12 protein-coding genes are annotated in these 13,100 nt (G+C 44.0%); 5 read left to right on the top strand and 7 right to left on the bottom strand.

What is annotated here, in order from left to right:
* Nucleotides 1-30: 30 nt before the first annotated feature.
* Nucleotides 31-909 (top strand): aldose 1-epimerase family protein, encoded by an 879-nt coding sequence (locus EDD70_RS01990; RefSeq protein WP_162840857.1) that lies wholly within the window; start codon nt 31-33, stop codon nt 907-909.
* A 372-nt stretch (nt 910-1,281) separates the two neighbouring features.
* Here the strand turns inward: EDD70_RS01990 and EDD70_RS01985 are convergent, their stop codons facing one another.
* The 4 genes from EDD70_RS01985 to EDD70_RS01970 are packed head-to-tail and all read right to left on the bottom strand — an operon-like array spanning nt 1,282 to nt 4,978.
* Complete coding sequence (locus EDD70_RS01985; protein ID WP_092753523.1) at nt 1,282-1,956, bottom strand: potassium channel family protein; 675 nt, start codon at nt 1,954-1,956, stop codon at nt 1,282-1,284.
* 13 nt (nt 1,957-1,969) lie between these two features.
* Nucleotides 1,970-3,262, bottom strand: coding sequence for a TrkH family potassium uptake protein (locus EDD70_RS01980; RefSeq protein WP_423230118.1), 1,293 nt, complete (start codon nt 3,260-3,262; stop codon nt 1,970-1,972).
* 19 nt (nt 3,263-3,281) lie between these two features.
* Nucleotides 3,282-3,905, bottom strand: a complete 624-nt coding sequence (locus tag EDD70_RS01975; RefSeq protein WP_092753525.1) for a DUF47 domain-containing protein — start codon at nt 3,903-3,905, stop codon at nt 3,282-3,284.
* 20 nt (nt 3,906-3,925) lie between these two features.
* Nucleotides 3,926-4,978, bottom strand: coding sequence for an inorganic phosphate transporter (locus EDD70_RS01970; RefSeq protein ID WP_092753527.1), 1,053 nt, complete (start codon nt 4,976-4,978; stop codon nt 3,926-3,928).
* A 248-nt stretch (nt 4,979-5,226) separates the two neighbouring features.
* Between EDD70_RS01970 and EDD70_RS01965 the strand changes: the two genes are divergently transcribed.
* The 4 genes from EDD70_RS01965 to EDD70_RS01950 are packed head-to-tail and all read left to right on the top strand — an operon-like array spanning nt 5,227 to nt 10,105.
* Nucleotides 5,227-6,792: an ATP-binding protein gene (locus EDD70_RS01965; RefSeq protein ID WP_242943103.1), complete on the top strand. Its 1,566-nt coding sequence runs from the start codon at nt 5,227-5,229 to the stop codon at nt 6,790-6,792.
* A complete protein-coding gene (locus tag EDD70_RS01960) occupies nt 6,792-7,496 on the top strand; it encodes a response regulator (RefSeq protein ID WP_092753529.1) in 705 nt (234 codons plus the stop codon). The genes EDD70_RS01965 and EDD70_RS01960 overlap by 1 nt, the downstream gene beginning before the upstream one ends.
* Nucleotides 7,497-7,535: 39 nt before the next feature.
* Entirely contained in the window at nt 7,536-8,942 is a 1,407-nt protein-coding gene (locus EDD70_RS01955) for an MBOAT family O-acyltransferase (RefSeq protein WP_092753531.1), read from the top strand.
* Between the two features lie 44 nt (nt 8,943-8,986).
* Nucleotides 8,987-10,105 (top strand): DHHW family protein, encoded by a 1,119-nt coding sequence (locus EDD70_RS01950; RefSeq protein ID WP_092753533.1) that lies wholly within the window; start codon nt 8,987-8,989, stop codon nt 10,103-10,105.
* A gap of 117 nt (nt 10,106-10,222) precedes the next feature.
* Here the strand turns inward: EDD70_RS01950 and EDD70_RS01945 are convergent, their stop codons facing one another.
* The 3 genes from EDD70_RS01945 to EDD70_RS01935 all read right to left on the bottom strand — a co-directional run bounded on the left by EDD70_RS01945 (nt 10,223) and on the right by EDD70_RS01935 (nt 12,776).
* On the bottom strand, nt 10,223-11,176 hold the full coding sequence (locus EDD70_RS01945) for an SPFH domain-containing protein (RefSeq protein WP_092753535.1): 954 nt from the start codon (nt 11,174-11,176) through the stop codon (nt 10,223-10,225).
* Nucleotides 11,177-11,179: 3 nt separating this feature from the next.
* Nucleotides 11,180-11,662, bottom strand: coding sequence for an NfeD family protein (locus EDD70_RS01940; protein WP_092753537.1), 483 nt, complete (start codon nt 11,660-11,662; stop codon nt 11,180-11,182).
* A 232-nt stretch (nt 11,663-11,894) separates the two neighbouring features.
* Nucleotides 11,895-12,776 carry a YitT family protein gene (locus EDD70_RS01935; protein ID WP_162840858.1) on the bottom strand — a complete coding sequence of 294 codons (882 nt, stop codon included), beginning with the start codon at nt 12,774-12,776 and terminating at the stop codon, nt 11,895-11,897.
* Nucleotides 12,777-13,100: the final 324 nt, after the last annotated feature.

Here is a 13,100-nt window from a genome sequence, read left to right as displayed (position 1 = left end):
TATTGCAACACCGGTGAAAGGATGATTGTTATGACATACAATTTAAAATTTAATGGGAATACTGCCGTTGCAGACACCCGTGGCGCTGAGCTAATTTCTTACAGTGATGATTCGGGTACGGAATACATATGGAATGGCGACCCTGCTTATTGGACAGGTCACAATCCATTGCTGTTCCCTATTGTGGGCAGTTTGAAAAATGATGAGGCTCAAATCGAAGGCGGCACATACCGTATGGCACGCCATGGCTTTGCGCGCCGCTCCGATTTTGAGGTTGCAGAATCCGGTGAGCATTACATCGTGTTCCGCCTGCGCGATAATGCGCAAGCACTTGCACAATATCCGTATCATTTTGAATTATTGGTGCGCCACGAGCTTACTTCAAGTGGATTTACCACCAAATACACTGTAAACTGCACCGACAACCGCCCCATCCAGTTCTGCATCGGTGCTCATACAGGTTTTATGTGCCCGTTGCACAAAAATGAAAAATTCGAGGATTATTCCCTTGAATTTGAAAAAGCTGAGGATCTGTGCTCTATGATGCTCACAGAAGATGGACTGATTGACCCTGAAAAAGCTACAGTTTTGGCTAAAAACGCACGTGTACTTGCGCTTGACCACAAACTGTTTGACGACGATGCACTGATATTTAAAGGGCTGCGCTCACAGAGCGTTGCACTGCGACACAATGCCACCGGCAAAGGCGTAAAAATGAACTATGCAGGCTTCCCTATGCTTGGTATATGGAGCAAACCACACTCCGATGCACCTTATGTATGCATTGAGCCTTGGGTTGGTCATTCTGCGGACGCTAATGACAACGGAGAATTTTCCGATAAACCATATGTTATCACTTTGCCCGCAGGCAAAAGCTATTCCATTGCTTACACAGTAGAAATATTGTAAAACCGTGCCCAAAGATTGTTATACTAAACTCCTATAAAAATTAGGAGTTTGCACAAAATCCAGCGTAGCAAAGCTGGACGTACTGCAATGAAATCAATGATTTGATTGCAGTTTAGTATTACAGATAAAAAACACAGTAAAAATAAGTGCGTTTCGTAGAATATGATTCGTTGTACGCAAGCTGGCGCCGTTTTATAAGCGGCGTCAGTTTTATTTTTAACTGAATACGCCTCAAAAAAATTCTCTACCCACTACACGTTCTTTATTCTGGCAACAAAATACCCCCAACCGTAGAACATTTACACTACGATTGGGGGTTCTTTTCTATTTCCGGTTCAGTACAAGTCAACAACGCGGTTGCTCCCTATACATTTAGTCGGATAGAACTTTTTCAAACCTAGAAATATTCTCTTTTGTGCCTACCACTACAATCAGGTCGCTTTCGCTCAGTACGATATCCGGTGTGATATCAACTGCAGTCTTGCCGTCCTTAATAATTGCAATAATATTAAGTCCAAATGTTTTCCTCAAGTTTGCTTCCATAATGGTAACGCCATCAAACTTAGCCGTTAGTTTCATTTCAGAAATGGAGAAATTTTCACTCAATTCAATATAATCGAGGGCACGTGACGTAGTGAGCTTGCTTGCAAGACGTATTGCCATGTCTTTTTCGGGGTAAACAACTTCTGCACCAATCTTCTGCAATACTCTGCCATGCTCTGCACTGATTGCCTTTGCAATTACACGAGGTACACCCAGTTCGATTACATTGAGTGCCGTAAGTATACTTGCCTCAATCTGTTCGCCAATACACACTACAACTGTCTCGCAGTTCTGGATACCCGATTCTTCCAAGGTTGCTTTATCCAGCAATGGGGTAACAAACGCCTGCCCCACGTGCTCTTGAATTTGGCGAATCTTGTTTTCGTTGTTATCAAGTACCAATACTTCTTTACCTGAATGGGCAAGGGTTTCGGCGAGGGCATATCCAAATCTGCCCAAGCCAATAATTCCAAATGGAATACTTGGTTTATGATAATTAAACATAGTATATAAACTCCTATCCTATCGTGATGCGTTCTTCGGCGTAGAGCAAATTAGATGGAGGATGATACGACCACACGCATGCAATCGTCAGTGGCCCCAATCTGCCAAAAAACATAGTACACGACAAAATTATTTTACTGATATCGGTAAGATGAGGGGTTATACCGGTGGATAAACCAACCGTACCGAACGCAGATACCACTTCGAACAGCACCTGAACCAAACTATACTGGGGTTCAAAAACGCACAGCAACAGTGTATTCAGGCAAACGACACTCAATGCCAAAATAGTAAGTGTAAATGCACGCACAACACTTTCGTTGGGTATCCGGCGTTTAAACGCCGTGCAGTCGCGGTTGGTAGCAATACTGAAAATACTTTTGAGCATTGTAAAAAAGGTTGTGGTTTTGATACCGCCGCCGGTGGAGCCGGGAGATGCACCAATAAACATTAAGATAATTAAGATAAACAACCCTGCATTGGTAAACTTGCCAAGATTGTAAGTAGAAAAGCCTGCGGTTCTTGCTGCGGTACTTTGAAAGAATGCACCAAGCCATGTTACTTCCTCAGTACCCTTGAGCAGCAATGTACCTGCGAGCAGCAACGAGCCTGTCATCACCAATACAATCTTGCTGTTCATACTCAGTGTACGCCATCTGCGCTTATGCAAAACCTCTTTGATTACCGTAAAACCCAAACCGCCTAAAATAATCAAACCGCAGGTGGTAAGGTTGAGCAAAACATTGCTTTGATATGGCAGCAGATTATCGAATCCGCCAAAAACATCAAACCCTGCGTTATTGAATGCCGATATCGAATGAAAAATACCAAACCCCAACGCATCCAAAGGTGAGTATTTTTTTAAGAATACAAGAAAGCTTAGCAGCATTCCTATACCTTCAATTGCCAATGTGAGTTTTAAAACCGATTTTACCAGCTTAACAATGCCGTTTAACGAGTTAAGGTTCATCGCTTCTTTTACTAGTATCCGCTCACGCAAACCAATGTTTTTTCCTGCAAGCAAAATAAAAAGAACACCGAAAGAAGTAAAGCCCAACCCGCCTACCTGTATCAGCGCAGCCACAACTGCCCTGCCGAATACAGAGAAGGTGCCACCCATATCAACAGTAACCAAACCGGTAACACAAACCGCACTGGTTGAGGTAAACAATGCATCTACGGGATGTACATGCATACCGGGGTTTGCTGAAATAGGCAGCATCAATAGTAACGCACCGGTAAATATTACAGCTGCAAAGCCCAAAACAAGAACCCTTCCGGGGCTCATCCTGCTTTGATAGGACACAAGGCCGCCCTCCTTAAAATTACGAGTTTTTCATAATAACACTTTCTACCACATTCGCCGCATGCTCGCAAGCATCGCAGCATTTTTCCAAACGATCGAGTGTTTCTGTCCATGCAATAATCTCAATCGGATCTTTGCAATTCACATACAGCTTGCGCACCGATTCTGTGTACAGCTTATCTCCAACCTCTTCGAGACGGTTGATTTCGATGATACTGGTTTGCACCGTAGTGGATTTGCGGAAGTTATGGAACTCCTCCATTGCCTTTTTCAGTGCCTTACAGCAGCTGACAATCACATTAGAGAATTCCAACGCTTCGGGATGAATGGTGGTAATGTTGTACATATAAACACGAAGCAAAACATCCTCAATATTATCCGTAACTTCATCCAGTTCCTGTGCAAGCTCCATAATATCTTCGCGCTCAATGGGGGTGATAAATTCGCGTACCAGCTTGTTCATCATATCGTGCTTGCACATATCTGCACCATGCTCTAAGTTGTGCATTTCTACTATTTTCTCTTGCAACTGTTCGGTATCAAAATTCGTAAACAAGTTATGCAGAATTTCTGCCGATTGGCAGGAGTAATCTACCATTTTTACAAACATATCGTAATAGTTGTAGTCTTTTTTGCTGCTCATGTCCACTCTATCCTTTCAAACTAAAAAATCCAAATAAACAGTTTCGCCATTAAAAACCCGATTAATCCGCAGCCGGGAAATGTAAGCACCCAAGTGAGCACCATTTCGTTTACTACGCCCCAGTTAACCGAAGAAAGCCGTTTTGCAGCACCCACACCCATAATTGCAGTGGTTTTTGTGTGAGTTGTGCTTACCGGTACACCGGTAAGAGAAGAAATGAGCAGGCAGCCTGCTGCTGCAAGGTCTGCCGAAAAGCCCTGATATTGCTCCAGTTTTACCATATCCATGCCCACTGCTTTTATAATACGGTAACCACCGATGGAGGTACCAAGCCCCATCACTGCCGAGCATAATATCATCATCCAAATGGGAATCACAAAATTTGTAACGTTGCCTTGCCCCTTTGCAAGAAAAATGCCCAGCATAAAAATGCCCATAAACTTTTGTCCATCCTGTGCACCATGCATAAATGCCATGGCAGCACCGCCGCAAACCTGCGCCCCTTGAAAGAAGCCGCTTGTTTTTCTGCGGTCCATCCTGCGGCAGATTAACTCGGTAAGCTTAACGGTAACCCAGCCCATAACAAAGCCAAGCAGTGTTGAAAGGCCCAAGCCATAGAGTACCTTTACCCATTCACCGCCGTTGATACCGGAAAAACCATTGTGCAAAGCAATCGCTGCACCCGAAACGCCTGCAATCAGCGCATGGCTTTCGCTGGTAGGGATGCCGAATGCCCAGGCAGCCGTTGCCCATGCTACAATTGCAAATAATGCGGCACACAATGCAATCAAGGCTTCGTGCGGGTCGCCGCCAAAATCAACCATATTGTAAATGGTTTGCGCAACGGTTGCATTCACAATCGTCATAAACAATACACCAAAAAAATTAAAAATAGCCGCCATAATAATGGCACTGCGCGGGCTCATTGCTCTGGTAGAAACGCAAGTTGCAATTGCATTTGGTGCGTCTGTCCAGCCGTTTACCATAATAACGCCCAAGGTAAGCAATATGGTAATCAGCAATGGGGGGTTGGATACCGCTTGACTGATAAATTCGGATAGCGTAATGGTCAAGAAAGTTCTCCTCCTGTTTAATCCTGTCTTTTTGTTAATTCTCTGTATCTTTTTTGTAAAATCATCGTAACACGATTGTCGAAACTCGACAATATCCCGTACCCTTTCTTAACACTTTCTTAATGCCCATTTCTTTTGCTTTACAACTGTGTTTACGGTATAATCGATGTAAAGGTCTTACCTTGTCTAACAAGGATAAAGATAGCCAATTCTATTAAGACAGCAAACGGATGGGTGGGTGATTGAACGTGGCAAACAAGCATAAAGGCTTTTTTACCCATAAAAAGCTGCCAAAATGGATGCAGCATGATGTAGTAAAAACTTTATTGGTGTTGCTTGCTGCAACAATTCTATCCATTGTACTGCACCGTTTCTTTATAAGCTTTGACAACGTAAGCATGATTGTCATTTATATTTTAGCTGTGGTATTTGTTTCGCGCATTACAACGGGATATTTCTGGGGTATCTGTGCATCGATAGCGGGTGTGATAGGAGTAAACTTTTTTTTCACTTTTCCTTATTCCACATTGGATTTTACACGTGCTGGCTACCCCATCACCTTTATCAGCATGCTGTTGGTATCGCTTATCACCAGTGCTATGACAGCGCAAATCACAAAACAGGCACGTCAATCTGCCTTGCGCGAATTGCGCACCGAAAAGCTGTACGAAATCAGTAAACAGCTGCTGGTAACCCGAGGGCTGGATAACATTATCCATCTTACTCTGGATTGTTTATACGATATCTTTCATCGTCCGATTATTTTTTACACCGATGATCCGCAGCGCGGATGCTCCGGTAAAATCATAGGTGCCAGCCCGAATCAAGAGCTGATTCTGCAATCATCCAACGAGCGTTTTGCGGTGCATTGGGTTTTTGTCAACAACCAATATGCGGGCACAGGAACCGATGTATGCACCAAAGCCTATGGGCTGTACGTGCCTGTTGTATCTCAAAAGCAGGTGCTGGGGGTAGTGGGGTTGCTGTACGATGACGGCACTGTCCCCGAACCCGACCAAATGACGTTTTTGGACATGATGGCGTCTCAAATTGCTATGGCACTCGAACGTCAGCATCTTTCTGACAAACAGCGTAAAATCTTGGTGGAATCTGAAAAAGAAAAAATGCGCAGTAATTTGCTTCGCGCTATTTCACATGATTTGCGAACTCCGCTTACAAGTATTCTTGGTGCAAGCTCTGCGATATTGGAAAATAAAGACCAACTGGATGCTCAAACGCACGATAAACTCGTTGATGATATCCGTGAGGATTCGCAATGGCTGATTCGCATGGTGGAAAACCTGCTTTCGGTAACTCGCATCAGCGAGGGTGATGCAACGGTTCGCAAATCGCCCGAGGCAGCGGAGGAAATTGTAGCGGACGCCATTACACGCGTGAAGTCGCGCTTTCCAAAGCAAACGGTGCAGGTGCGTGTACCCGATGAATTTTTGCTTGTACCGATGGATGCAACACTGATAGAACAGGTGATTATCAATTTGCTTGAAAATGCCATTAAACATTCGGGCAAAGATGCACCGATTGAGCTCACCGTTACACGCGAAGAAAATTTTGCCGTATTTGAAGTGCGCGACCATGGCAAGGGCATCAGCCAGGCTGATATACCTTATCTGTTCGAGGGCTATGAAGTACGCGGGCAGCGCAGCAGCGATTCTTCACGGGGGATGGGCATTGGGCTTTCTATCTGTAACTCGATTGTAAGAGCACATGGCGGAAAAATAACTGTGACAAACAAACAAAGCGGCGGGGCATCTTTTACCTTTACTCTGCCGATAGATGAAGGGGTGAAGCCATAATGGCGAATAAAGTCACTATTTTAATTGTTGAGGACGAACGCGCCATCAGCAATTTTATCTCTACAATTTTAACTTCGAACGGTTACCGCACCATTAAAACCGAAACGGGACGAGAGACACTTTCTTTGATTACATCACACTGCCCCGACGTAGTACTGCTTGACCTCGGCCTCCCCGATATGGACGGGCTTGAGGTAATTAAAGCGGTTCGTGAATGGTCGACCATACCTATTATTGTGGTGTCGGCACGCGGGTATGAGCGCGAAAAAGTGGAAGCGCTCGACCTGGGAGCGGATGATTACATCACCAAACCGTTCGGCACTTCCGAACTGCTCGCGCGCATCCGCACGGCTTTACGCCACAGCATCAAGCCCGAAACGGGCGATGTCTCATCCAGTATTCGTTTTTCTACAGGCGGTTTTGTAATTGATTTTGAAAAACGGATGGTTTCGGTGGACGGCGTTGATGTACACCTAACGCAAATTGAATATAAAATTGTTGCCCTGCTCAGCCGATATGCCGGCCGCGTTTTGACGTACGATACCATTATAGAGCAAATTTGGGGGCCGTTTGCCGCGGGTGACAACCAAATTCTGCGTGTTAATATGGCGAACATCCGCCGCAAAATTGAAAAAAACCCTGCCGAGCCCCGTTATATTCTTACCGAAGTGGGTGTGGGCTACCGTATGAGCGATTGTGATTAGCAGTAACTTTATTAAATTACCCATCGGAGGTTACAATACATGGTTTTCAGCAGCATCACCTTTTTATTTTACTATCTGCCCGCACTCATCATCCTCTATTACATCGCACCGAAAAAACTGAAAAATTTTGTGATGTTTCTGGCAAGCATGGTGTTTTATGCATGGGGCGAAATACGGTTTATCCCCGTTATGCTGGCACTTTCGGTGGAAGATTACGTTTGTGCACGATTAATGGACAAGTATTCGGATAATAAGCGCCTAAAACGCCTGTTTATGCTCATTTCGGTGTGCAGCAACCTGGGTGTTCTGCTCTTTTTCAAATATACAAACTTTTTTGTGGGCAATCTGAACGCATTGGTGGGCGGTGGCATCCCTGAGCCGAATATTATTTTGCCCATCGGTGTATCGTTTAACTCGTTTCAGTCTATCTCCTATGCCATCGACGTTTACCGCGGAACAACCGATTCGGAAAAAAGCTATTACAACTACCTTACCTACACAACGTTGTTCCCCCAAATTATTGCAGGGCCGATTGTGCGGTACGTTACGGTTGAAAACGATCTGGATGACCATTTGCTGACTGCCGATAGTTTTTCGCGCGGTTCCAGACGGTTTTTGATTGGTTTGGGCAAAAAGGTGCTGATTGCAAACAACGTCGGCTTTTTATGGAGCCAAATCTCAGCAGGTACCGCGGGTGAACCTTCGGTTTTGCTGTATTGGATTGGCATAATCGCCTATACTTTTCAGATTTATTTCGATTTCAGCGGCTACTCCGATATGGCAATCGGTCTGGCACGCATCTTCGGGCTTACCTTTGATGAAAACTTCAACTATCCTTATATCTCACGCAATATTACAGAGTTTTGGCGCAGGTGGCACATCACCCTTGGTGCGTGGTTCCGCGATTATGTTTACATCCCCATGGGCGGCAACCGCTGCAGCAAGCTGAAGCAGCTGCGCAATTTGCTGGTAGTATGGGCACTCACCGGTTTTTGGCATGGTGCCTCGTGGAACTTTGTTTTTTGGGGGCTGTACTTTGCGATAATCCTGATTATTGAAAAATTTGTGCTGCTGCGTTTTTGGCATAAAGTGCCCCGTGTTTTGCAGCATATTTATACCCTGTTACTCATTGTTATAAGCTGGGTAATTTTTTACTTTGAAGATTTAAGCGTGATGGGTACCTATTTTGCAGGCATGTTCGGCTTGCAAAATGTGCCGCTTTGCAACATGCAGGCACTGTACCATCTGCTGAGTTACGGGTTGATTTTTGCACTGGCTGCATTTTTCTCCACACCCGCATTTCAAAAGATTTTGAATCGGCTGGAATGCAGCACACGAAAGCCCGTATTGGTTGGCACATCGCTTGGGTATGTATTTATGTTTGCGGCATGCATTGCCTACCTTGTTAACAGCACATACAACCCGTTTTTATATTTTCGCTTTTAATCGGCAGCGGCAGCACTAAATATGAAGTTAATTGGAGCTTGAAGATGGATAAACTGTTTTTCCGCATCCTCGCTCCCTTATGGGGGGTGGCGGTGCTACTCAATTTAATTATGCCAAACAAAAATTTCTCCGAATCGGAAAATCGTTACCTTGCCGGCTTGCCTGTTTACTCAACGAAAACATTACTGAGCGGCAAATATATGCAAAGCATAGATGAGTACGTCAACGACCATTTTCTAGGACGAGACCATTGGATTGCAATGCAAAGCAGCCTCGAGTATTCTATTGGCAAGCGTGAAAACAACGGTGTGTTTATCTGCAACGGTGCGCTGATGGCGGATATTGAAACACCAAAGGATGATGTTGTACAGGCAAATATTCGCGGCATAAAAGCATTTGTACAGCAATATAACAAGCCTGTTTACCTGATGCTTGTACCCAGTGCCGCAGCGATACAAACCCATAAGCTGCCCCTGTTTGCACAAAGTTGGGACCAGATAGGGTTTGTTGATCGTGTATGCACAGAGCTGGGCGACACCGTAAAACCTGTAAAGCTTTTTGAAACACTAACCGCCCATAAAGACGATTACATCTACTACCGTACCGACCACCACTGGACAACCGACGGTGCATTTTTAGCGTACCAAAAGGCATGCGAAGTAATGGGGCTGCCTGTTAAAACAGCAGATGATTTTAAAATTGATACAGTCAGCGACAGTTTTAACGGTACGCTCTATTCCAAATCCGGCGTACGAAATATTTTGCCCGACAGCATTAAAACTTACAGTATAGGTAAAATTACGGGTTTTTCGGTATACGACGGCAAAAAAACCACCAATTACCCCAACTTGTATTTTCAAGAGTTCCTCTCGCAAAAAGATAAATACTCCTATTTTCTTGGCACCAATCAGCCTCTTGTAACCATTCACACTGCGAGCAATAGCGGCAAGCGCCTGCTGGTTTTTAAAGACTCGTATGCGCACAGCCTGGCACCGCTTTTTGCAGCAGATTACAGCGAAATATCTCTGGTAGATATGCGTTACATTAACGGCGGGCTGACTAAAATAGTAAACCCCGCCCAATTTGATGATGTGCTGTTTGTTTACAGCGTAGATGTATTTGCACAGCAAAACCACTTGGTAAAACTGGAAAGAAACAGCTAAATGCATTGGGTTTTTTCTCTTGGTTCAACATTAACATAAAACCCAACTTTATACAACCATCTACACGCACAGCAAAAGGCGGTACAGAATGCTCTGTACCGCCTTTTTTATTGATTTTTATTGTGCCGTTTTACTGTCGGATGCAATTTCTTTTAGCGATGTTACCAGCCCTGCCATAGATTGTATCTCGCTTGGGATGATAATTTTTGTTGCTTTACCGTCTGCCGCTTTTGCAAATGCCTCAAGGCTCTTGATAGCGAGCACCTGCTGGCTTGGGTTTGCATCGTTTAGCATTTTCAGCGAATCGGCAAATGCTTTTTGCACCATAATAATTGCCTCTGCCTCACCCTGTGCCTCACGTATCTTTTGCTCTTTTACACCCTCGGCACGAAGCACGGCAGATTCTTTTTCTGCCTCCGCACGCAGGATAGCCGACTCTTTTTCGCCCTCTGCAACCAAGATTTGGCTGTGTTTTTCGCCTTCTGCCCTGAGAATGGACTCACGACGCTCACGTTCTGCTTTCATCTGTTTTTCCATTGCGTCCTGAATCTCACGCGGGGGCAGGATGTTTTTAAGCTCTACACGGTTTACCTTAATGCCCCATTTATCGGTTGCGGTATCTAGGGTTGCGGTAATTTTTGTGTTGATAACATCGCGCGAGGTAAGGGTGCTATCCAGTTCCATTTCACCAATTATGTTACGCAGGGTGGTGGCGGAAAGGTTTTCAATGGCAGATAAAGGGCGCTCAACACCATATGTATACAGCTTTGCATCGGTTATTTGAAAGAACACCACCGTATCTATCTGCATCGTAACGTTGTCTTTTGTAATTACAGGCTGCGGTGCAAAATCCACTACCTGTTCTTTGAGCGATACCTTTTTGGCAATACGGTCAAAAAACGGAACTTTAAAGTGAATGCCTGTCTCCCAAGTTGAATGATAGGCACCCAATCTTTCCACAACATACACCATCGCTTGTGGAACAATCTTGATGCACGAAACGATCAGGATTAAAATAACAAAAACCACCGCAAGTACAATAAAACTACCGAATAATTCAAAAATAGGCATTTACTACTCCTCCTTAAGTACCTCTTTATCCGAGGTCTTTTTTATTTGTACAATTAACTTTACGCCTTCTATGGCGAGTATGCTCACTTTGGTACCAGCTTGGATATCGGTATTATCCACCGATCGGGCAGACCAATCCAACCCCATCACACTTACCCTGCCCTGTGCTTTGTCATTATCAATTTCTTCAAGAACAACACCCGTTTGCCCAATTACTCTGTCCGCGTTTGTGCGCTCTTGCTTTACGCTTAAAAATCGCTTTACAAACGGGCGCGTGCCCAGCATTGCCAATGCAGATACCGCAACAAATACAAACAATTGTACCCACATAGGCGCACCCATCAGTGCAGGGATAATTGTTACAACTGCACCTAGCGAAAACCAAATTGCCACCAGCTGCACGGTTGTTGCCTCTATAATGGCAAGTGTAATACCGAGCATCAGCCAAAATACCGGATACAGCTCTTGCGACAGAACCGTTCGCATTTCCTCAAACCTCCTTTATATGATATAAGAACCGATGTACATCTTATGCTCAGCAGTGACAACTTATAACTTTATACGGGTTGTAAGTTATTTGCTTGTTAAGATTATAACATTATGTTATTACTTTTACAAAGAGAAAAAAAGGTGAAATTCGTCCTTTTTAGCACTTATCAGCCGTTTTTAGCAAATCTGTTTTCCCGCTGTCATCAGGGCGAAAAACTGCGTGCTCTGTCTATATCTTTTCAGAATCAATTCCCCGCCACCCTTCACCCAAAATCTCACCTGCATCCGCTACAATCATAAAGGCGTTTTTATCGATTTGCAGCACAATTTTTTTAAGCAGTGGGTATTGGTCATCGCGTACCGCACACATTAACATTTCTTGGTCTTTCTGCGAGTACGCACCTACCGATTTTAAAAGCGTTGCACTTCGGTCCATTTCTTCGATAATTGCTTTTGCGATTTCTCGGTTACAAGCGGATACAACATACACCACTTTGCCCTTATCCAAACCATACAAAATCATATCAATCATTTTTGATGATGCAAGGATGGTGACGAGTGCATAGAGCGCACTTTCGATATTTTGGTAAACCACAGCCGCAGCCACAATAACAAATCCGTCTAAAACCAAAAGTACCTTGCCAAAGGGCATATGGGGGAATTTGAGCTTGGCAAGTCTGCATAAAATATCAGTACCGCCTGTTGTACTGCCGCGCATAAAAACAAGCCCCAAGCCAATACCGCCCGTTGCACCGCCAAACATGGCAGCCAAAAGCAAATTACCCTGATATGGCGGTAAAAACATGGCACATAAATCGATAAATAAAGACATAATAAAGGTGGATTTGAGGGTAAGCAGAGTGAAACGCCTACCTAATATTTTATAAGCAACCAGCAAAAGGGGGATATTGATGAGCATTGCACCCGTACCGATAGGCAAGCCGAACAGAAAATTAATGATAGTTGCAATACCGGTAACCCCTCCGGGCGCAATACGATTTGGGGCAGTGAACATAGCAACCGAAATACCGTTTAGTATGCCGCATGCAACATCACACAGTAAATCCAGTGCAATCTGTTTTGGCTCCATTTTTTCTAAAATCCTACCCATTTTCATTCCTCCAATAGATACCCAAACAAAAAAGAGAAACAGTTTTATTATTGCCAACTGCTTCTCTTTTTAATTGTACAATTCTGCTTTAAGACGAAGCTTTTGTTATAAGCGGCGGTTATTGGGCACAACCGCGTTTTTTCTGCCTCGTTATCTTTGCTTTAATCTGCTAAGATTAGTATAGTATAATCTTCTGCATTTGTAAATATTATCCTTGTTTTAATGCATACAGATTGCTTTTGCTATACTTTTTTATTTTGAAAAAATATGGTATGATAGTAATGTATGCAAATATGATTTACTTAAACAGCGAGTATTGCTGAA

Source organism: Hydrogenoanaerobacterium saccharovorans (assembly GCF_003814745.1).
Lineage (GTDB): Bacteria > Bacillota > Clostridia > Oscillospirales > Ruminococcaceae > Hydrogenoanaerobacterium > Hydrogenoanaerobacterium saccharovorans.
The sequence above is the reverse complement of the archived record's forward strand: the minus strand, read 5'-3'. Positions and strand labels throughout refer to the sequence as shown.